Raw genomic sequence first — 21,953 nt, 5'->3', positions numbered from 1 at the left:
CGATATTATCAAAATGACAATAATCTGTCTGCGAGGCTCTTCTGATTCTAACTAGATGTTATTTTTCTTTCAAAATAGACACCATGTTTAAATCATATACAGGAAACGCCTTTTTAAATAATGCATTACAAACCCTGGAAGTTCTTTTAGTTGTTGATGATTTTTCAGTGGTTACACCGGAAGAAATTTTAAGACTGTATCAGAAACCATTAAAGTCTTACCCTTCTTCTCTTTTAGAGCTCAACCTTAGACTGAAGAGCTATTCAATGATATTCACCAGAAATGGCCCTTTGCACAATGATAAGGAGTTTGGCAAAAAGATATATGATAAGTTAATAAATCTTATTCTAAAGAACTACGAAGATAATGGCAGTAAAGTTTGCGAACTTTCTGGTTTAAGATATGAAAAATCGTTTCAGATTTTTTATCAGCAAGCTCTAAAAGAAATTGGTTATCCAGAAAAAAAGATTGCGAGCAAAGATACCACAATAAACAGGTGTTGGTTTCCTTTAATTGGAGCTCTTGGTTCTGATGCCCAAGCTTTACCTCAAGCCAAATTTGCCATTAATATTCATCCAATATGTTTGGTGATTTTACAATTTCTTCCGTTATCTGCTGTCCTTTATCGGGGGGGGATTTTATTAATCGATTCAACAAATTTTGCTTTTTCGAAAGAATATATTCGCAACTTTATTGAAGATGTAAATAAAGAAATTTCTAAAACTCCTCAGAGTAGCCAAATTGAGAATATAAGAAACTATAAAAAAGGAAATTTCATCCTTTTAGGTTTAGAATGGCTGGCAATAAAGGAAAGTGAATATGGAGATTTTAATGACATTTATTCTGATCTTAATTTATGGAGCTTCTCAAATTCAGGAACAGGTGCCAGTTGTTCTATAGACAGAGTTCCAAATGTAGTTTTTAAAAAACTTCAAAACATTAAAAAATCATCAGCTGGTTGCTCTGAAGAATTAAAAAGTATTTTAAATGGTGAGAGTGGAGGGTATTTTATTGATTGTCTATTAGCAAAAAATGACTGTAATATATTATATCCATCAAAAAAACATGAAGGAGTAAGTGTAGAGTTTTTTGAGACCTATCAAAGAGAAATTGATAACTCTGGGAAAATACCATACTCAAAATACATTGCAGAGCTCTTAAATAACTTTAAAGACAAGAAAGAAAATAATTTATTATCAAAAAGAGATGCATATTCCAATCCTGAGTATAAAACAATTATTTTTAGAGTTTTAGTTGAGGCTGCTACAAAGCATAAATGGAATATTATTCACCATATCAATATCTTGGATAATACTGACCAGCTCCCTATACAAAATAATTTTTATAAAATATTAAAGCATATTCATTTCTATTATCAAAGGAAAAGCTATGGTAAGCTTTCTGAAGAAAAAGTAATTAATAATCCTATACTTAATGCTTTTTTAATAAGCCTTAGGCTTCTCACAGACATTAAACAAACTGACATTTCAGATTTAAAAGGAAGTAGAAATCATGAGGTTTCTTTAAATGAACCAATTATTAGGGCAGCTCAATATGGTATCCCTTATCAAAATGTATATGCAATATTATATTCTTATGGGACACCCAAAAAATATGGATTAAGGGATCTTCTAAGGATTTATTATAATTATGAGGTGGAAGTAAATATAGAACCTATTATCAACGAAGAGAATTTTCTTTTACATGAAAAAGAAGAAGACTATATAAAGAGGATGAAAATCTTTTCTCGTACTTATTTTGAATATTATTTGGAAAAATATTCAAAAGATCATAAAAAATTTAAGAAACACATCCTCGACAACCTTAGAAGGCCTAAAGAACATTTTATTAGTTGGCTTATAGAAGCCTGCAATAATATGAAATCCTTCTATTTAAATAAACTGAGGGATTCTGGGAGTGATGCTGAAATGAAATACTATGAGAAAAAGCTTTCGGAAGTTAAAAATTCTGATCTATATTCAGAAGCTCTCTTATATGATATGTCAGGCAATTTCAATGTTTCATTATGCAAATTTTCTATTGAGTACTACTTAAACCAATTATACTTTTTAAATCAAAACTAAAACTTTTATACCATGGCAGAATTAAAAAATATCACCGGATGCTTATTAATTGATGCTACAGCATCATTTTTAAATGGAGCAGGTTTAGGGTCTGGAGAAGACAGGAATCTTGTTATCCCTAAAACTTATAGAGAAAAGGTTAACGGAAGAGATGAAGAGGTTCCATACGTTTCTGCGCAGTCCTGGAGAAGGTGGCTAAGAAACACTACTAATGAAGAAAGTAACTGGAACCCTAGTGAACTTAGAAGTATTGATACATCTGAAAGAGGCAATACCAATAAAATTGCGACCGAGCTAAATCCTATTGAATTCCCAGAAGACGATTTATTTGGTTATATGAAGAGTGGCTCATCAGGTGAAGAAAGCATTCAAAGAACATCCCCTTTTAAAAGTTCTATCCTAAAAGGAATCAGAGGAAAGAGAAGACTTAATAAAGACGAAGCTTTTGTGCACCTAAAAGAAGGAACCCCTCTACCATATTCCACAAAATTTTATTCATCGCATTTAGAAGGTTATTTTAACTTAGAATATTCAAGGTTAGGTGTTTTTGAGAACCTTGGCAGCAGAAAAGAATTAAGCGAAGAAAATGTTAAAAAATATAAGGACATACTAAATGAGGAATTAATATCTGAAAAAAAATTCAAAAAATATAAACTTAAAGATGCTGAGAAGAAGAGGAAAGAAAGAGCAGCAGGTTTATTAAAAGGATTAGCTTTTTTAAGAGGAGGAGCGAAACAGGCTGCCTTTGGCTCAGATGTATCACCTAAAGTCCTTGTCTTAGCAGGAATGTCATCTGCCAATCCAATTTTCAATAATATTTTTTCTGGGAAAGGCGAAAACCCTTCTATAGAGATTGAGACTTTAAAAGAGATAATAACTGATTATAAGGATAAATTTTCTAGTGCAGTTTATATCGGTTTGAGGAAAGGTTATATTGAAAATGAAGAAGAGTTAATTAACTTATCCAAAGAAAAAATTTCCGGAATAGAGATAATTATTGATTCACCTATAGGTGTAGTTAATAATTTTATTGAAGCAAAATTAAAATGATGAAAGAGTTTTTAGAAGTCAAATTATCAGGATGGACAGGAACTCCAAGGCAACCTTTTATTTTATCTGGTAATGCTATGTGTATGCCTGTACCATCATACTCATTATTACTTGGTATCATTGGATGTTGCTTAGGAAGACTAGTGGAATCTAATGAAGTAAGCTTGGGATTTCATTATAGTTTTGACAACTACAATCAGGACATTGAGACAAGGCAGCGACTTGAATTTGACGGAAAAAGAGTCAAAAACCATTCCAAAGGAACAGATGCTTATTCCAGAGAGTTTCACTCAAATCCTAAACTTACTTTATGGATTGACCGACTTGATTGGATTGGTCATTTTAAATATCCAGTAGGTACTCCTGCTTTAGGACGTTCTCAAGATTTATTAAAAATAGAAAGCGTTAGAATAATTAAAGCAAAACCAATTGAGTGTGCAGAACTGGCAGGATGTATGCTACCTTTTGTTCCAGGAATGGCAGTAGGTGGGCAATTAGTACAATTGGCTGAATCTTTTGTAGAAAATTCGGAAATAGGAAGTGGAAGAATTCCTCAAAAATCAGGAATTTTTGTTGCTATTCCTCACGACAGAAAATCTAATGTTTTACATAAAAATTTGTTTTGTTTTGATGAAGATGAAAGCAAAAATACAGTAAGCTTTTACTTTCATAACTGGAATGCTTAAATATGGATATTTTTAGTTTTTTAGCCAAAAGTGATGGAACCTCATTAGTTGACCATACTGAACATGTGTTAAAAGCAGGAAAACGGCTCCTATCATGTTTGCCTATATCTAATGAAGAAAGACATTTGTTAGAAAATAAACTTTTAACCGCTATTATTCTCCATGATATAGGGAAAATTCATCCCAGTTTTGAACATAATTTAAATAATGAAACAGGTAGAATCCCTATACGTCATGAAATCATTTCCCTTTTTATAGCGGAATCCTTCTTGGAGTTATCATTGTTGGAGTTATTTATAATTGCAACGCATCATAAAGGGATTGTAGAGGAAGGTAGTTCATCGAAATTTTTAAAATTAGATACACTAACTGATCATTTAAACAAACAGATTATAGAGTTTGGCGACCTGAAGAGTGAAATAAAGATCTTTCTAAAAAAATGGTTAGAAAAATTTAAGGTAACCTTACAATTCAAAAGTAACCTCCAAGCCTCTTTAGAAAATCATAAGCTTTCAAAGGAAACTATTAGGGCTTTAATAAAAAGTACTCAAAAGAAAGATATACCCAAGCATGAAGATAGATTGAAATTGAGTAAGTTGAGAGGATTACTGATGGCTGCAGATCATATAGGTTCTGCAAGATTAGAAGATCAGATTCCCAAAATGCCTATTATTGAGGTTCATCAAATACAGCCTGAGCAAGGCTTTCGGAACTTCCAAGAAAAAATGGGAAAAGTTGAAGGCAGTTGTATATTACATGCACCAACTGGTTCCGGAAAAACAGAAGCGGCTTTAAATTGGGTCGTAAATAACCAAACCTCAAATAGCCGTATCTTTTATATTCTACCTTTTACGGCAAGTATCAATGCCATGGTTAGTAGATTAGAAGAGAAATTGGGTAAAGGCCTGGTAACACCACTTCATTCCAGAACTCTTGATTATTTTTATGAAGATGTAGAAAAAGAAACTAATAATTATAAAAAGAAATCGGATGAAGCAAGAAAGTTATCAGGGCTATCCAGAGAAATATTTTTTCCAATCAAAATTGCAACTCCACATCAAATAATAAAAGCAGCATTAATGGGAAAAGGATGGGAAATGAACTTGTGGGATTTTCCTAATGCCATCTTCATTATTGATGAATTTCATACATATGATCCATTATTATCCGGATTGCTATTAGCTACAGTAAAATGGCTTGAGGATAACTTTAATGCAAAGTTTTGTTTCATGTCTGCCACTATCCCTGCTTTCATGCAGAATTTAATCATTGAGAATGTTTTAGGAAACGATAGCAGTAAGATATTTAGACCAGATCCTAACTCTGAAACTGACAAATTAATTTTAAATAGGAAGCGACATGTTCTAAAAACATGCAGAAATAAAAGCATTTTAGATGATCTGGAATTAATAAAAGATAAAATCAGACGAAGTATTAAAAACGAATCGGTTTTAATAGTTGTCAATAATATTAGCACATGTCAGAAGCTTTACAATGAGCTATCTGAATTTGAAAACCGAGAAATGCTCCATGGAGGACTCCACAAAAAGGACAGAATAGACATTGAATCACGAATTACTAATAAAGACATAAAAGAAAGACCTAAAGTTCTCATAGCTACTCAGGCAGTAGAAGTAAGTTTAGATATAGATTATAAAATTGCTTTTATTGAAAATGCTCCAATAGATGCATTAATACAGCGATTTGGTAGAGTGAACCGTGCTGGAAAAAACAAAAAACCTGCTCTAGTATATTTATATGAAAATATTATAGGAAATGTCAAAAAAATATATTGTGAAGATACATTAACAAAAACTTTTAATGTTTTAGAAAAATTTCAGGGTTTTGAAATTTCTGAACAAGATCTTGTAGGTGCCTGCAATGAAGTTTATCAAAATGGTTATAATGAATTACAAAGAAAAGACTTTGAGCAAGGTTTATGTCATCCTGTTATAAACAACTTTCCAGAAAATGTAATAGCTGGTTATTGGGATGAAAATGTTTCTGATGAAATTATCAAACACGACAATGCCAAAATAGATATTTTGTGTTTTAATCTTCAAGAGGAATATGGTAAACTCAAGGAAGTTGGACGTTATATCGAAGCAAATCAATTATTAGTTTCAATATATTCTTTCCAAAGCACAAGAAAAGTTAAAGAGCGGGATGTAATAGTCGCAAGAGACATAGAGTACATATCAAAGTTTGGAGTGAGGAAATTTGGTAAAGAAAGAGACTCAAATATTTTGTAAATTATGCAAATCACCGGCACCCATATCCACTACTACTTCGTCTGCCATCGCAAGCTTTGGCTTTTTGCGAATGGGCTGAACATGGAGCATACTTCTGAAGTGGTGGCAGATGGTAAGCTTATTCATGAAACCAGCTACGGGCAAAGAGCTGAAAAATATACAGAAATTGAGATAGAAGGCGTGAAGATAGATTTTTATGATGCTGCTAATAAAGTAGTTCATGAAACTAAAAGGACTAATGCTGTAGAAATGGCCCATGAATGGCAGCTTAAATATTATATTTTTAAGCTGCAACAGCATGGTGTCGATGGAGTTGAAGGAATCCTGGAATATCCCAAACTGAAGATAAAAAAAGAGGTGGTACTGACTGAAGAAGATATTCAGGCTTTTAATGAGTTGTTGCCTAAAGCTGAAGAAATCATAAAACAGGAGTCCTGCCCTGAAAAGATAGAAATGAAGCTTTGCAAGAAGTGTGCGTACTATGACTTTTGCTGGAGTGGGGAAATTGTCTGAACCATGATAATTAGGATGGAATAGATATCAAAGATGCTGTTAATTAGAACCTAATTGCCAGAACATAAACTTTTTATACCATATTTTTAGCTATGAAACAAGTAATCAACTATAATGAGCTTACCCACAAAATCATAGGGTGTTCTATGCAGGTGCATAACCAAATTGGTAACGGCTTTCAGGAAGTTATCTACCAAAGGGCTCTTGAGATAGAATTTTCCTTAAACAAGATACCATACGCAAGAGAAGTAGAGATGCCTGTTTTTTACAAAGGCCATGAAATAGGAACCCGAAGAGTTGATTTTTTAGTACAAGAATCTATTCTGGTAGAACTTAAATCAATAATAAAACTGGAAGATGTACATCTGGCACAAGCCAAAAACTACCTGGAAGCTTTTAAACTTCCAACCGGCTTACTTATAAATTTTGGCTCAACCAGACTGGAAGTAAAAAGGTTGTTCAACAATAAAATTAAATCTTGATTCTCTTTTAATCTTTAATATCCTGGTTCAGACATTGGCCAGTTCAGACATATGAGAAAGTCTTTTTACCTTTTTAACCCCGGCAGACTCAGCCGAAAAGACAATACCCTGAAATTTGTTGCCGTAAATGAAGCAGGTCAGGAACAGCCGGCAAAATATATTCCTGTAGAAGGTGTAAGCGATCTGTATGCTTTTGGTTCCCTTGATGCCAACTCCGCACTTTATAACTTTCTGGGCAAAAATCATATTACGGTTCATTTTTTTGACTATTATGAGCACTATACCGGATCGTTCTTTCCTAAAGAATACCTTTTAGCCGGCAAAGTGCAGGTTGCGCAGACGCTGTCTTATCATAGCAAAAAGAAGCGTATGGACATAGCCTGCAGGCTTATAGATGGCGCCAGCTTTAATATGCTTAAAAATCTCAGATATTACTCAAATAGGGGTAAGGGTCTGGAAAATGAAATATGCAGGATCGAAGGTTTCAGGGAAAGTATTGGCGGGTGCGATAATGTACCTGAGCTAATGGGTATAGAAGGTAACATACGACAGGTATATTATGAGGCTTTTGATATTATCCTGAATGACATGCCCATGCAAGGCCGGTCTAAGCAACCTCCATTAAATGAGGTCAATGCACTTATCTCTTTTGGAAACATGATGTGCTATACCTTATGCCTGGATATGATTTATCATACACAGTTAAACCCTACTATTAGTTTTTTGCATGAGCCGGGTACCCGGAGGTTTTCTCTGGCACTTGATCTGGCGGAAATATTTAAGCCATTGCTTACTGACAGGGTTATATTCAGGGTGATCAATAAAAGAGAGATTCAGTCTTCTGATTTTGATCAGAAGCTGAACAGGTGCATTCTCAAGGAAAAAGGGAAGAAAGTGTTTATAAAAGCCTTCGAAGAAAGGCTTAATGAAACCATAAAACACCGTAAGTTAAAGAAGCACGTCAGCTATAAGCACCTGGTAAAACTGGAGTGTTATAAGCTCGTGAAGCATATATTGGCCATGGAAGAGTACAAGCCATTTAAGATTTGGTGGTAACAAAATTTTAAGATATGTATGTTATATTAGTATATGATATAGGAGAAAGGAGGGTAGGTAAAATGCTGAAGCTCTGTCGTAAATACCTGCACTGGATACAGAATTCAGTTTTTGAGGGAGAAATTACCGAAGTGAAGTTAAAAGAGTTAAAACACAAGGCCAGAGAAATTATGGATGAAGAAGAGGATAGCCTTATAATTTTCAGGAGCAGGGAGGAAAAGTGGCTGAAAAAAGAAGTTATAGGAAATGAGAAGAATGAGCTGGATAACATGCTTTAGTCGTCGGTATCATATTATTTAATGTTTATATTACCGCAGGAAAGCAGAGAACGTATTAAAATGTTGGTTTCGGCGTATTCAGCGCAGTTGTCGAAGTCCGGCAAAAATCATATAATCAGTGATCGACGACAAATAAAGCAAAAAAAGCAGAGGAAACCTTTGTTTTCATGCCGTAAAGCAGGATTTTTACACGGCCTTTAATCGTACCATAGTGGAATGGAAATATTATAGACCTTTCAAGAAACAAAAGGTTTGTGGACCTTTAATCGTACCATAGTGGAATGGAAATTTCCGAAGGCACAGGGCTTCCATGACTGGCTTTGGCCTTTAATCGTACCATAGTGGAATGGAAATTTTTCAAAGGAATGTAAGGGAAAACAATCTTCGGTCCTTTAATCGTACCATAGTGGAATGGAAATACCGAGAGTATGCAGCCGGTGAATGTGCTGTTAAGGCCTTTAATCGTACCATAGTGGAATGGAAATTCAGGCGTGGCGATAAGGTGGAGATACGCTTAGGCTACCTTTAATCGTACCATAGTGGAATGGAAATAGGCCTATACACTCTGAAAGCAGTCTTCTAAAGGCTACCTTTAATCGTACCATAGTGGAATGGAAATAATGAAAAATAAACCTTTATTACTTGCGATAGCACCTTTAATCGTACCATAGTGGAATGGAAATGATTTCAAGGATTGTACAACTTTTAAAAAAATTGAACCTTTAATCGTACCATAGTGGAATGGAAATTTTTTATGAAAAAGTATAAAAGAATCCCAACTCATCCTTTAATCGTACCATAGTGGAATGGAAATATTCTGACGGCAGAAAGTCCAGCTGCAGAACCTGCCTTTAATCGTACCATAGTGGAATGGAAATGAGACTGGGAAAAACAACTCAAACAAATTGAATCCCTTTAATCGTACCATAGTGGAATGGAAATTATTAGATAGCTGATTTTAAACAGTTAATAAGATACCTTTAATCGTACCATAGTGGAATGGAAATAGTGGTAAAGATGAATCATGAATAACAGGTGTAATACCTTTAATCGTACCATAGTGGAATGGAAATATAAGGTAGAGGCCATGCGGATGATAGGCATTAAGACCCTTTAATCGTACCATAGTGGAATGGAAATAAATTTCAGGCCGGAACCTTACTTTGTGCCTCAGATAACCTTTAATCGTACCATAGTGGAATGGAAATGGCCTTAAGTCTGATGTATTTATGGTATTGTTTGGATCCTTTAATCGTACCATAGTGGAATGGAAATTCGCCAATGGCTCCGTGGGATTGGAGGAAGATTAAGCCTTTAATCGTACCATAGTGGAATGGAAATTTGGCTCGCTAGTTGGTATATGCGTTTTGCGTACTTGCCTTTAATCGTACCATAGTGGAATGGAAATGAATCTATCTATTTCATCCTGTATAAAAAACACCTGTGCCTTTAATCGTACCATAGTGGAATGGAAATGTTCAAACGGATAGCCTGCCATTTTTGCTATTTGCCCTTTAATCGTACCATAGTGGAATGGAAATATCGCCAACGGTTTGTCCCTGCCGACTTGACATATACCTTTAATCGTACCATAGTGGAATGGAAATTATCATGGTTTCTTGACTCTGTGTTAATTTTTCAGGTCCCTTTAATCGTACCATAGTGGAATGGAAATATGAGACAATAGGATTAATAACCTGCATTTTAGGACCTTTAATCGTACCATAGTGGAATGGAAATAAAAGTTGAATCGCATATTTTTAAAAATCTTTCAGGCCCTTTAATCGTACCATAGTGGAATGGAAATAATGTTGAAGGTTCCATTTTATTACCTGTTGCAGGAACCTTTAATCGTACCATAGTGGAATGGAAATACAACAGGTAAAGGATATGTTGCAATGTTCTCAACTCCTTTAATCGTACCATAGTGGAATGGAAATACATGACAAAGGGTATATCTTCTTTCGGACGTTTGCCTTTAATCGTACCATAGTGGAATGGAAATCGGGCTGTCAGATTCTTCTGGTTTTTCCGGCTGCTTCCTTTAATCGTACCATAGTGGAATGGAAATATATGAATATGAAAGCAATTTTTACAACATTGTTTCCTTTAATCGTACCATAGTGGAATGGAAATGTGCTTTAGGTGTTTCTGTTGATTACCTGATTGGTCCTTTAATCGTACCATAGTGGAATGGAAATTTTGTGCGCTTTCATCAGTTCTTGCATATAAAAAATCCTTTAATCGTACCATAGTGGAATGGAAATTAAGTTTTTCTTTGAATATTCAAGTTTACAGATGAAACCTTTAATCGTACCATAGTGGAATGGAAATGATGTTGGACCCCACCGATGGCGGCTATGCGCTGCACCTTTAATCGTACCATAGTGGAATGGAAATAAGCTGACGGGGCAAAAGAGAAAGCTATTTTTGAAAACCTTTAATCGTACCATAGTGGAATGGAAATAGTCAATAGCGTAAAGTTTCCCCTCCGCAAAACGAAGCCTTTAATCGTACCATAGTGGAATGGAAATAGGCGAATTCCTTTAAGCTTTTCGCCAGTACTGGCCTTTAATCGTACCATAGTGGAATGGAAATAAAAGTATCCGTCTGATACTAACCAGAAAAACTTCCTTTAATCGTACCATAGTGGAATGGAAATTGGACTTGTACGATATTACCTTTATGAAGGTAACCCCTTTAATCGTACCATAGTGGAATGGAAATTATAAAAATGTAAGCCTTCTAATTTCTAATTACAACCCTTTAATCGTACCATAGTGGAATTGAAATAAACCAGCCGGACAGAAAAGAGTTCCTCAGTCAACCTTTAATCGTACCATAGTGGAATTGAAATTTAACTGGAATGGCGAGTTTAAGAAGGCGGTTTCTGGACCTTTAATCGTACCATAGTGGAATGGAAATAAAACAACATGATTGGAATGGTTAATGAACTTGTTCCCTTTAATCGTACCATAGTGGAATGGAAATAAAATTTTAAACTCTATACTTGCTCCTCCAAGTTGACCTTTAATCGTACCATAGTGGAATGGAAATAACACTTGGAACGCTTGATATATTCAGGGATAACGCCTTTAATCGTACCATAGTGGAATGGAAATATTCGTACGCATTTAGGAGATGGAGAGGTATACCTCCTTTAATCGTACCATAGTGGAATGGAAATAATTTAACTTTTGGTAGTTGTGCGGAACAAGTGTTCCTTTAATCGTACCATAGTGGAATGGAAATAATGTATCGGAAAACTGCTGCTCTGAAGGTTTACGCCTTTAATCGTACCATAGTGGAATGGAAATCGGCGTACGCTTTGCCGACAAGATAGAGATACACACCTTTAATCGTACCATAGTGGAATGGAAATTCGACTTCGAAAGGGTAACCTCCTGTATTAACTACCTTTAATCGTACCATAGTGGAATGGAAATACAGATGAAAATGGTGATTATGTTTCAACCTTTATCCTTTAATCGTACCATAGTGGAATGGAAATTGAAAAGAATTCTAAAGGGTGTTTTTGACGCTATACCCCTTTAATCGTACCATAGTGGAATGGAAATATGATAGTTGTGAAATCAACGCTTGAAATCCCTGCCTTTAATCGTACCATAGTGGAATGGAAATGGTGTTGCCACTTCTGAACTGGAGCTCAGTGAGCCGGCCTTTAATCGTACCATAGTGGAATGGAAATGCATATATCGTGTCGGCTATTATCTTCCTGTATGCCTCCTTTAATCGTACCATAGTGGAATGGAAATGGAGCAGATAACACTTTGGAGGGTTTACGACATTACCTTTAATCGTACCATAGTGGAATTGAAATATAAAAAACTGCGCTTCTGTCTGCACCCCCTCGCCCTTTAATCGTACCATAGTGGAATTGAAATCGCTTTACAAACTGCCTGTATAAATCCTCTATACCCCTTTAATCGTACCATAGTGGAATTGAAATTCTCCAACCGCTTGGTATATTTCCCCCGAAGGAGTCCTTTAATCGTACCATAGTGGAATTGAAATTTTGAAATCATTATTCCATAACTTGCAACCTCATCCCTTTAATCGTACCATAGTGGAATTGAAATCTTAAAAACCTTCTGAGGGGCTTTAAAAGTGCGTACCTTTAATCGTACCATAGTGGAATTGAAATGAAAGTTCAAAGCCGTTGATTGTGATCGTAGTGTCCTTTAATCGTACCATAGTGGAATTGAAATCAACCTGCGCCAGGTGAGGTGGCGAACAGGCTGGGCCTTTAATCGTACCATAGTGGAATTGAAATCAGCCGTAATATGGCTTAGGCCTCGTTTTTCTATACCCTTTAATCGTACCATAGTGGAATTGAAATTTAATACCGTCCCGCTTCCTTCTATCCCCTTCAAACTTTAATCGTACCATAGTGGAATTGAAATACCGAGTTTGATGTGTTAGACTGGCGCTGGGGTAGTCTTTAATCGTACCATAGTGGAATTGAAATTGCAATTAGGGGATTGGCTTGAAGATGAGTACGCGGCTTTAATCGTACCATAGTGGAATTGAAATTTATCTTTAATTTACATGCCTGACAAAGAGTTTGACATACCTTTAATCGTACCATAGTGGGAGTTACAAAAATTGTGGAACCTTTAATCGTACCATAGTGGAATTGAAATGTCTTTCCGAAGAAGAGAGAAGGGCAGCGGCAGAAACCTTTAATCGTACCATAGTGGAATTGAAATGGACAGGAAAGCACTAGAAGCCTATCTGGAAAAACTCCTTTAATCGTACCATAGTGGAATTGAAATTTTGATCTCATCATCATAGACCAAGAAGCATGGGACCTTTAATCGTACCATAGTGGAATTGAAATAGTAATTAAGGTCAAGGCAACGACAGACGGTGCGGACCCTTTAATCGTACCATAGTGGAATTGAAATAATGTACCGGTGGAGATAGAATGTGAAGACGCTGTTCCTTTAATCGTACCATAGTGGAATTGAAATTGTCTCCCTTTAGAAAATCTAGAGCCTCGTCAATCCTTTAATCGTATCATACTGGAATTGAAATAATATAATCAGAACCATGATTGTCAGGATGAAAAGATTGTTAAGATGGTGAAATAGTTAAACTTTTCCAGTTTATCCTGTTCATCTTTACATCTTTTATATCCCGGTTCAGGCATTTACGTTTCTGTACTCGTCAGCGTCTTTTGGGTCTGATGGCGTATAAATCCAAAGTAGCCTTTGAATATTGCGTTAGGGTAGCCAGAGGCTACCTTTGGCCATACGTTCTGTTTGGTATTTCGTTTCTGCAGCCAAAGGCTACAGTGAGCAAAGGGTAAGCAACCCCTTTAATCGCGATGGTGCAACTAAAGATTATCCAAATATCGCCCCTTCAGGGCTGTGTAGGTAATATGGATTTTCTTTTCTATAATCATTTCGCCCCTTCCGGGGCTGGGTGAAGTTTATATAGCCTTGGTTCTTTTACATGACTTTGGAGGGATTGCGTGGGAGTAGCTAGGGTGGATTGAGTTATTTAGTCAGAACTAGGTTAGTCAGGATGAAGAGGTAGTTGAGGCGGGAAAACAGTTAAAGCTCCCGGTGTTTATCTTTTTCATCTTTACATCTTAAACATCCCGGTCAGACATTTGAAGGAGGAGGGGGTAACATCCGGTGTGGGTGAATGGTTATAGCTGTATGGAGCACTGTTTAGAATTTATGGCTATACAACAAATGTCCCTTTCGGGACAAGCTGTTGTGCTTGGAATTGCGTCTCTGTTAATTTTTTCTGAAACATCTTCTTTTTACGGATTGGTGATTTCGGGCATATCTTATTTTGTGCCTTTGCTGGGGGTGTTGGCTGGCGCTGGTATATTGGATGTCAGCATAAGTTTGATTTTTATATGCTGCTTCATGGCTTCTTTTATAGGTGACCTGGTGGCTTATAAAAGAGGTTTTAACTTACAGCAGGAGGCTTTTCCCAAGGAGGAGAGCTACTATTATAAAAAACACTATATACATCGCATACGGCAACTGCTAGATCGCTATGGTAAGAAAGTGGCTATTTTTTTGACAAAGTTCCTGCCTTTTATAAAAACCGTTTTTCCGGTTTATGCCGGTCGTGAGCAAATGGACTTCCTTAAGTATTTTTTAATGAACCTGTTTACGTGTGCTTTTATGTATGCAGTATTGTTGTTCCCGTTTTACTATACCGGAAAAGGTATTGCGGCAGCCTGGCCTATGTTGGTGACGGCATTTGTAGTTATGCTTGTTATGGGACTCATTTTCTTGACTTACAGGTTCTACCTCAGGTTGCGGTTGAAGAACAAGGGCAAGTAATTTTTATTGGCCTTTGGATCCGCTTTGTTGAGGTTATTTTAAAGCATGTGTAAAAAGATGGCAAGAAATGGCATTTACTTTCATGATAAACTGTTATTTTTGAACAAACATGAGAAAATGCCAGAGTCTGGAAAATACCATAAATTAAAAGTTAAAAGAAGTTCTCCGCACGGATTATATCTGACCGATGGAACAACAGAAGTCCTTTTGCCAAACAAGTACACAGAGCCTTCTATGAAAGAGGGCGATGAGGTAGAGGTTTTTGTATATACGGACTCCGAAGACCGTCCAGTTGCTACTACTTTAAAGCCGGCAGGGCAAGTTGGGGATTGGGTTTGCCTGGAGGTGAAAGACACCAGTAAGTTTGGTGCTTTTATGGATTGGGGTTTGGAAAAAGACCTGTTGGTGCCCAAGTCAGAGCAGCACAGGCTCATGCAAGTAGGGGAGCGGCATGTGGTGAAAATCGCATCAGACCGCCGTACGGGTAGGGTTATCGGCGTTGCGAAGCTGGGTGCTTTTTTACAAAAAGGACATGAGGGACTAAGCGAGGGACAAAAGGTCAACTTGTTGGTTTATGAAAAGACTGATTTGGGCTATATGGCTATTATAGACCAGCAGTATAGAGGGATTTTGTATAAAAATGAGGTTTTTCGCGATATAGAGGTAGGCAGTACCATGGAGGGCTACGTTAAAAAACTTCGTAGCGATGGTAAAATAGACTTGACGCTTTCTGCACCAGACAAGAAAGAGGTCATAAGCGACGCCACGGCTATTTTGGAACAAAAACTTAAAGAAAACAATGGCGTTCTGCATTTGACAGACAAAAGCAGTCCTGAGGATATCTACATACAATTAGGCATGAGCAAAAGGAATTTTAAGATGGCGGTTGGCGGTTTACTTAAGAGGGGGCTTATTAAACTGGAAGCATCCAAGATTGTGCTGACATAATATTTAGAGAAATGATAGAAATAATAATACTTTTCTTTCTTGCCAGAAAAATAGGCAAAGAGGCTAGCAGCGGAGGCGAAAAGCCTTTCAAATGGCAGGCTTTTGCGGTATTGGGCTGGTTTACTTTTGAGTTTATGGGCTACAGCCTGTTCCTGTCGGGTACAGGGGTGGTAGATCCGGTTTCTGAAGGGATGGGATACCTTGTAATGATGCTTGCTTTTGGATTGGGAGCTGGATATCTTGGCTTTTTGCTGGTTCAAAAGATGCTGAGAAAGAAAATTTCTGCTGAAGAAGGGTCTTAATACTTTTTCAGTACCGTTCAGTGCTTTGCTGAAATACCTAAGAAATTACAACGTTGTGTATTTCAGTAGCGGCCATTGTGCCTAAAGCAATACATGTTTAAGTTCAGGAGCTTTGGCCTTCTGAAATAAAAGATTGAGATGAGATACATTTTCGCCTTTACTATTCTTTTTGTCTACTCTACAGTTCTTAATGCACAAGAAATGCAATCATTAGGCGCCCCTGTTAATACGCCTTATTTTGCGGAATTTGCACCTACCATTTCGGCTGATGGCAATTTGCTGATATTTGAGTCAGACCGGGATGGCCGTTGGGCCTTGTATGCTTCCCGAAAAACGGAGTCGGGAGACTGGTCAGAGCCGGAGGCCTTGGATGCGATAAACAAGTCTATAGGCGAAAAAGAATTTCTGGGAGGCCCTTTTTTGACCTATGATGGTACGACCCTGTTTTTTACCGCTGGTATCAAAGGCGGGGTAGGGGGAATAGACATTTGGTACAGCCATTTGGAAGATGGAGAATGGTCGGAGCCTATCAACCCCGGTAAGCCTTTAAACAGTACGTCCTACGAAGGTTTTCCCTCTTTGTCCCCTGACGGTAAAAGGCTCTATTTTATGAGGCCAAATGGAAAACGGGGGCCTATGGGGCAGCATTGTTGCGATATTTACGTGTCCGAAAAACTTGATGGGGAATTTGAAAAACCAAGACCTTTGCCGTCGCCTGTCAATAGTGGTTGCGAGGCCTATCCTAGAATTATGGCAGATGGACGTACGTTGGTTTTTTCTTCAATCCGTGAAGTTAACCAAGCTGGGTTCAACTTGTACATGACCCGGTACGACAATGGAAAATGGTCAACACCAGAGCCTATGGCTTTTATGAATACTCCAAAAGATGACGAACTGGTAACGGTGCCTGCCTCTGGCGATGTTATTTACTTTTCCTCGACTTCTACGAACAACAAAGAAAGTATTTTCTTCTTGCCCATTCCTGAAGCTTTCCGTCCTGACGAGGTGAAAGGGATAAGAGGTTTGGTGAAATGCGCAGACACAGGCGAACCGCTTCAGGCGCAAGTAAAAATTGTAGCGAAGAATGATCCTGATATGGTTTATACGATTGAAAGTGATGCTGAAACGGGTACTTTCAAAGCTTTTCTGAAAGACAATGAGGTTTACGAGTTTTCCGCCAATGCGAAAGGCTATGCCTTTGATTCGCAAGGGCTGGATTTGACAGACACAAGTGTGTATGCTGAAAGGCAGGAGATTGCCCTTGTGCCATTAAAAAAGGATGCATCTTTTAGGCTCAATAATATTCTTTTTGATCATGATGCAGCTTCTTTAAGCAAGGAGTCATTTGCGGAGCTTAAGCGGGTTGTGCGGTTAATGAACAAGAACCCTGACCTGGTACTTGAAATATCTGCCCATACAGACGACCGGGGGAGCGATGAATACAATAAAAAACTATCCCAGTCGCGGGCCGAGTCGGTTGTGGATTATCTGAAAGACAGTGGTATCAGTCAGGAACGGTTAGTACCAAAAGGTTACGGCAAGCATAAGCCCGCTGTTAAAAACGACAGTGAAGAAAACCGAGCCAAAAATAGGCGTGTGGAGTTTAAGGTATTGGAAATGTAGACATGCCCGCACCAGCCGGAGTTTGGATTGAGATCCTACGGAGGGTTTTTGTTATATTAAGGATTGTAGTTGGCAGAACCTAGGATATAGCCGTCATTGCGAGGCACGAGATAGTGGTTGTTAAAGTTCTTGGGTTTAAACTTTAAGGCCTAAGTTTCTTATGAAATAATGCCGCGGCAATCTGTTTGGGGTGAGTGGTGTAGGTTGGTTTTTAGGGGTTCTGACAAGTCAATAATTATCCTTTAATTCACCCATTGGGCTAACGTAACCTATGGTTCATTCTCCGATTTTTCTTACCTTTTTTGCTTGTCCAAAAAAGGTAACCAAAAAAAGACACTATGGCTGAAGGCATATTGCCTCGCACTAAACGCACAATCCCTCCCTGCCAGAAAAATGCCTTAACTGACGATTCACTGTCAAAGGCAGTTCTTAATGGCGGCATTTTTAAAAATCCGGCACCCCACAAGCCGCAATATGCCCACGCCAGCCATAGGGTCCCCGCCCGCTCTTAGTAGCTACCGGGCTGCTGATTATTAACTTATCCTTTTTGTCTACTTTTCGGCTCTTACCAGTTTGGAGGTTATCGCTGATTTTGGCTGTTGATTTTAATGACTGTGTTTTACTCATAACTTAGCCATGCCGATAAAAAATCGGCACTACAATCATAATGTATCAATACCAGACCTGACGATTAGATTGCTTCGTCGTCCCTCCTCGCAAAGACGTGACGGGGTAATGGGTTAGTTGGGTTAAAAGATTGACTACGGGAGGGGAATTATAGTTAGCAGAAAACCAATATTTAACCGTCATTGCGAGGCACGAGGTAGTGGTTGTTAAAGTTCTTGGTTTTAAACTTTAAGGCTTAAGTTTCTTATGAAACAAAGCCGCGGCAATCTGGTTGGGGTAAGCGGTGTAGGTTGCTTTTTAGAGGTTATGACAAATCAATAATTATTTTTTAATTCACCTATTGAGCTAGTGTGGCCTATGGCTCTTTCTCTACTTTTATACCTTAGCCATGCCGATAAAAAATCGGCACTACAATCATAATGTATTAATACCAGACCTGACGATAAGATTGCTTCGTCGTTCCTCCTCGCAATGACGTGGTTGGGAAATGGGTTAGTTGGTTTAAAAGATTGGCTACGGAGATTTCTGTTGTACTGACTAAAGGGATGTAATTAGCAGAAAAAACAGAATTAAAGCGTCATTGCGAGGCACGAGGTAGTGGTTGTTAAAGTTCTTGGTTTTAAACTTTAAGGCTTAAGTTTCTTATGAAACAAAGCCGCGGCAATCTGGTTGGGGTAAGCGGTGTAGGTTGCTTTTTAGAGGTTATGACAAATCAATAATTATTTTTTAATTCACCTATTGAGCTAGTGTGGCCTATGGCTCTTTCTCTACTTTTATACCTTAGCCATGCCGATAAAAAATCGGCACTACAATCATAATGTATCAATACCAGACCTGACGATTAGATTGCTTCGTCGTTCCTCCTCGCAAAGACGTGGTTGGGAAATGGGTTTATTGGGTTTATATGTTGACTACGGAGATTGATTATACTAAATAATGATTTCTAAATAGCAGAAAACCAAAACTTAACCGTCATTGCGAGGCGCGAGGTAGTGGTTGTTAAAGTTCTTGAGGTGAAACTTTAAGGCTTTATCTTCTTATGAAAAAATGCCGCGGCAATCTGTTTGGGGTGAGTGGTGTAGGTTGGTTTTTAGGGGTTCTGACAAATCAATAATTATCCTTTAATTCACCCATTGGGCTAACGTAACCTATGGTTCATTCTCCGATTTTTCTTACCTTTTTTGCTTGTCCAAAAAAGGTAACCAAAAAAAGACACTATGGCTGAAGGCATATTGCCTCGCACTAAACGCACAATCCCTCCCTGCCAGAAAAATGCCTTAACTGACGATTCACTGTCAAAGGCAGTTCTTAATGGCGGCATTTTTAAAAATCCGGCACCCCACAAGCCGCAATATGCCCACGCCAGCCATAGGGTCCCCGCCCGCTCTTAGTAGCTACCGGGCTGCTGATTATTAACTTATCCTTTTTGTCTACTTTTCGGCTCTTACCAGTTTGGAGGTTATCGCTGATTTTGGCTGTTGATTTTAATGACTGTGTTTTACTCATAACTTAGCCATGCCGATAAAAAATCGGCACTACAATCATAATGTATCAATACCAGACCTGACGATTAGATTGCTTCGTCGTCCCTCCTCGCAAAGACGTGACGGGGTAATGGGTTAGTTGGGTTAAAAGATTGACTACGGGAGGGGAATTATAGTTAGCAGAAAACCAATATTTAACCGTCATTGCGAGGCACGAGGTAGTGGTTGTTAAAGTTCTTGGTTTTAAACTTTAAGGCTTAAGTTTCTTATGAAACAAAGCCGCGGCAATCTGTTTGGAGTAAGCGGTGTAGGTTGCTTTTTAGGGGTTCTGACAAATCAATAATTATCCTTTAATTCACCCATTGGGCTAACGTAACCTATGGTTCATTCTCCGATTTTTCTTACCTTTTTTGCTTGTCCAAAAAAGGTAACCAAAAAAAGACACTATGGCTGAAGGCATATTGCCTCGCACTAAACGCACAATCCCTCCCTGCCAGAAAAATGCCTTAACTGACGATTCACTGTCAAAGGCAGTTCTTAATGGCGGCATTTTTAAAAATCCGGCACCCCACAAGCCGCAATATGCCCACGCCAGCCATAGGGTCCCCGCCCGCTCTTAGTAGCTACCGGGCTGCTGATTATTAACTTATCCTTTTTGTCTACTTTTCGGCTCTTACCAGTTTGGAGGTTATCGCTGATTTTGGCTGTTGATTTTAATGACTGTGTTTTACTCATAACTTAGCCATGCCGATAAAAAATCGGCACTACAATCATAATGTATCAATACCAGACCTGACGATTAGATTGCTTCGTCGTCCCTCCTCGCAAAGACGTGACGGGGTAATGGGTTAGTTGGGTTAAAAGATTGACTACGGGAGGGGAATTATAGTTAGCAGAAAACCAATATTTAACCGTCATTGCGAGGCACGAGGTAGTGGTTGTTAAAGTTCTTGGTTTTAAACTTTAAGGCTTAAGTTTCTTATGAAACAAAGCCGCGGCAATCTGTTTGGAGTAAGCGGTGTAGGTTGCTTTTTAGGGGTTCTGACAAATCAATAATTATCCTTTAATTCACCCATTGGGCTAACGTAACCTATGGTTCATTCTCCGATTTTTCTTACCTTTTTTGCTTGTCCAAAAAAGGTAACCAAAAAAAGACACTATGGCTGAAGGCATATTGCCTCGCACTAAACGCACAATCCCTCCCTGCCAGAAAAATGCCTTAACTGACGATTCACTGTCAAAGGCAGTTCTTAATGGCGGCATTTTTAAAAATCCGGCACCCCACAAGCCGCAATATGCCCACGCCAGCCATAGGGTCCCCGCCCGCTCTTAGTAGCTACCGGGCTGCTGATTATTAACTTATCCTTTTTGTCTACTTTTCGGCTCTTACCAGTTTGGAGGTTATCGCTGATTTTGGCTGTTGATTTTAATGACTGTGTTTTACTCATAACTTAGCCATGCCGATAAAAAATCGGCACTACAATCATAATGTATCAATACCAGACCTGACGATGAGATTGCTTCGTCGTACCTCCTCGCAATGACGTGGTTGGGAAATGGGTTTATATGTTGACTATGGAGATTGATTATACTAAATAATGATTTCTAAATAGCAGAAAACCAAAACTTAACCGTCATTGCGAGGCGCGAGGTAGTGGTTGTTAAAGTTCTTGAGGTGAAGTTTTAAGGCTTTATCTTCTATGAAAAAATGCCGAGGCAATCTGGTTAGGGTAAGCGGTGTAGGTTGGTTTTTAGGGGTTCTGACAAATCAATAATTATCCTTTAATTCACCCATTGGGCTAACGTAACCTATGGTTCATTCTCCGATTTTTCTTACCTTTTTTGCTTGTCCAAAAAAGGTAACCAAAAAAAGACACTATGGCTGAAGGCATATTGCCTCGCACTAAACGCACAATCCCTCCCTGCCAGAAAAATGCCTTAACTGACGATTCACTGTCAAAGGCAGTTCTTAATGGCGGCATTTTTAAAAATCCGGCACCCCACAAGCCGCAATATGCCCACGCCAGCCATAGGGTCCCCGCCCGCTCTTAGTAGCTACCGGGCTGCTGATTATTAACTTATCCTTTTTGTCTACTTTTCGGCTCTTACCAGTTTGGAGGTTATCGCTGATTTTGGCTGTTGATTTTAATGACTGTGTTTTACTCATAACTTAGCCATGCCGATAAAAAATCGGCACTACAATCATAATGTATCAATACCAGACCTGACGATTAGATTG

General features: G+C 38.1%; 17 protein-coding genes and 2 CRISPR repeat arrays. Of the genes, 12 read left to right on the top strand and 5 right to left on the bottom strand.

Annotation, left to right across the window (positions count from 1 at the left end; translation table 11 throughout):
- Positions 1 to 83 precede the first annotated feature (83 nt).
- The 12 genes from RCC89_16460 (at position 84) to RCC89_16405 (ending at position 17,603) form a co-directional block, all read left to right on the top strand.
- On the top strand, positions 84 to 2,084 hold the full coding sequence (locus tag RCC89_16460; protein WMJ74748.1) for a hypothetical protein: 2,001 nt from the start codon (positions 84 to 86) through the stop codon (positions 2,082 to 2,084).
- A gap of 12 nt (positions 2,085 to 2,096) precedes the next feature.
- Positions 2,097 to 3,134 (top strand): type I-B CRISPR-associated protein Cas7/Cst2/DevR, encoded by a 1,038-nt coding sequence (cas7i, locus tag RCC89_16455; protein WMJ74747.1) that lies wholly within the window; start codon positions 2,097 to 2,099, stop codon positions 3,132 to 3,134.
- A complete protein-coding gene (locus RCC89_16450) occupies positions 3,131 to 3,820 on the top strand; it encodes a hypothetical protein (protein WMJ74746.1) in 690 nt (229 codons plus the stop codon). The genes cas7i and RCC89_16450 overlap by 4 nt, the downstream gene beginning before the upstream one ends.
- Positions 3,821 to 3,822: 2 nt before the next feature.
- The gene (gene cas3 / locus RCC89_16445; GenBank protein WMJ74745.1) at positions 3,823 to 6,072 is read left to right on the top strand and encodes a CRISPR-associated helicase Cas3'; all 2,250 of its coding nucleotides are present in this window, start codon (positions 3,823 to 3,825) and stop codon (positions 6,070 to 6,072) included.
- A gap of 3 nt (positions 6,073 to 6,075) precedes the next feature.
- Positions 6,076 to 6,585 carry a CRISPR-associated protein Cas4 gene (gene cas4, locus RCC89_16440; protein WMJ74744.1) on the top strand — a complete coding sequence of 170 codons (510 nt, stop codon included), beginning with the start codon at positions 6,076 to 6,078 and terminating at the stop codon, positions 6,583 to 6,585.
- A gap of 92 nt (positions 6,586 to 6,677) precedes the next feature.
- On the top strand, positions 6,678 to 7,067 hold the full coding sequence (locus RCC89_16435; GenBank protein ID WMJ74743.1) for a GxxExxY protein: 390 nt from the start codon (positions 6,678 to 6,680) through the stop codon (positions 7,065 to 7,067).
- A gap of 51 nt (positions 7,068 to 7,118) precedes the next feature.
- A complete protein-coding gene (gene cas1b / locus RCC89_16430; protein ID WMJ74742.1) occupies positions 7,119 to 8,123 on the top strand; it encodes a type I-B CRISPR-associated endonuclease Cas1b in 1,005 nt (334 codons plus the stop codon).
- A 14-nt stretch (positions 8,124 to 8,137) separates the two neighbouring features.
- A complete protein-coding gene (gene cas2, locus RCC89_16425) occupies positions 8,138 to 8,401 on the top strand; it encodes a CRISPR-associated endonuclease Cas2 (protein ID WMJ74741.1) in 264 nt (87 codons plus the stop codon).
- A 194-nt stretch (positions 8,402 to 8,595) separates the two neighbouring features.
- A CRISPR array of direct repeats spans positions 8,596 to 13,024; the repeat unit is 30 nt; unit sequence CCTTTAATCGTACCATAGTGGAATGGAAAT.
- A gap of 11 nt (positions 13,025 to 13,035) precedes the next feature.
- A CRISPR array of direct repeats spans positions 13,036 to 13,459; the repeat unit is 30 nt; unit sequence CCTTTAATCGTACCATAGTGGAATTGAAAT.
- 629 nt (positions 13,460 to 14,088) lie between these two features.
- Positions 14,089 to 14,730, top strand: a complete 642-nt coding sequence (locus RCC89_16420; GenBank protein WMJ74740.1) for a VTT domain-containing protein — start codon at positions 14,089 to 14,091, stop codon at positions 14,728 to 14,730.
- A gap of 45 nt (positions 14,731 to 14,775) precedes the next feature.
- The gene (locus tag RCC89_16415; GenBank protein ID WMJ74739.1) at positions 14,776 to 15,678 is read left to right on the top strand and encodes a S1-like domain-containing RNA-binding protein; all 903 of its coding nucleotides are present in this window, start codon (positions 14,776 to 14,778) and stop codon (positions 15,676 to 15,678) included.
- Between the two features lie 11 nt (positions 15,679 to 15,689).
- Positions 15,690 to 15,980 carry a hypothetical protein gene (locus RCC89_16410; GenBank protein WMJ74738.1) on the top strand — a complete coding sequence of 97 codons (291 nt, stop codon included), beginning with the start codon at positions 15,690 to 15,692 and terminating at the stop codon, positions 15,978 to 15,980.
- A 138-nt stretch (positions 15,981 to 16,118) separates the two neighbouring features.
- Positions 16,119 to 17,603: an OmpA family protein gene (locus tag RCC89_16405; protein WMJ74737.1), complete on the top strand. Its 1,485-nt coding sequence runs from the start codon at positions 16,119 to 16,121 to the stop codon at positions 17,601 to 17,603.
- 444 nt (positions 17,604 to 18,047) lie between these two features.
- On the opposite strand, the gene RCC89_16400 is transcribed toward RCC89_16405, so the two are convergent.
- The 5 genes from RCC89_16400 to RCC89_16380 form a co-directional block, all read right to left on the bottom strand.
- Positions 18,048 to 18,230 carry a hypothetical protein gene (locus RCC89_16400; protein WMJ74736.1) on the bottom strand — a complete coding sequence of 61 codons (183 nt, stop codon included), beginning with the start codon at positions 18,228 to 18,230 and terminating at the stop codon, positions 18,048 to 18,050.
- Between the two features lie 1,323 nt (positions 18,231 to 19,553).
- Positions 19,554 to 19,736, bottom strand: coding sequence for a hypothetical protein (locus RCC89_16395; protein WMJ74735.1), 183 nt, complete (start codon positions 19,734 to 19,736; stop codon positions 19,554 to 19,556).
- Between the two features lie 530 nt (positions 19,737 to 20,266).
- Positions 20,267 to 20,449, bottom strand: a complete 183-nt coding sequence (locus tag RCC89_16390) for a hypothetical protein (GenBank protein WMJ74734.1) — start codon at positions 20,447 to 20,449, stop codon at positions 20,267 to 20,269.
- A gap of 530 nt (positions 20,450 to 20,979) precedes the next feature.
- Entirely contained in the window at positions 20,980 to 21,162 is a 183-nt protein-coding gene (locus tag RCC89_16385) for a hypothetical protein (GenBank protein ID WMJ74733.1), read from the bottom strand.
- Between the two features lie 536 nt (positions 21,163 to 21,698).
- Positions 21,699 to 21,881 (bottom strand): hypothetical protein, encoded by a 183-nt coding sequence (locus RCC89_16380; GenBank protein ID WMJ74732.1) that lies wholly within the window; start codon positions 21,879 to 21,881, stop codon positions 21,699 to 21,701.
- Between the last annotated feature and the right edge of the window lie 72 nt (positions 21,882 to 21,953).

It is taken from the genome of Cytophagaceae bacterium ABcell3 (genome assembly GCA_030913385.1).
Lineage (GTDB): Bacteria > Bacteroidota > Bacteroidia > Cytophagales > Cytophagaceae > ABcell3.
This window is presented reverse-complemented; position numbering and strand designations above follow the sequence as displayed.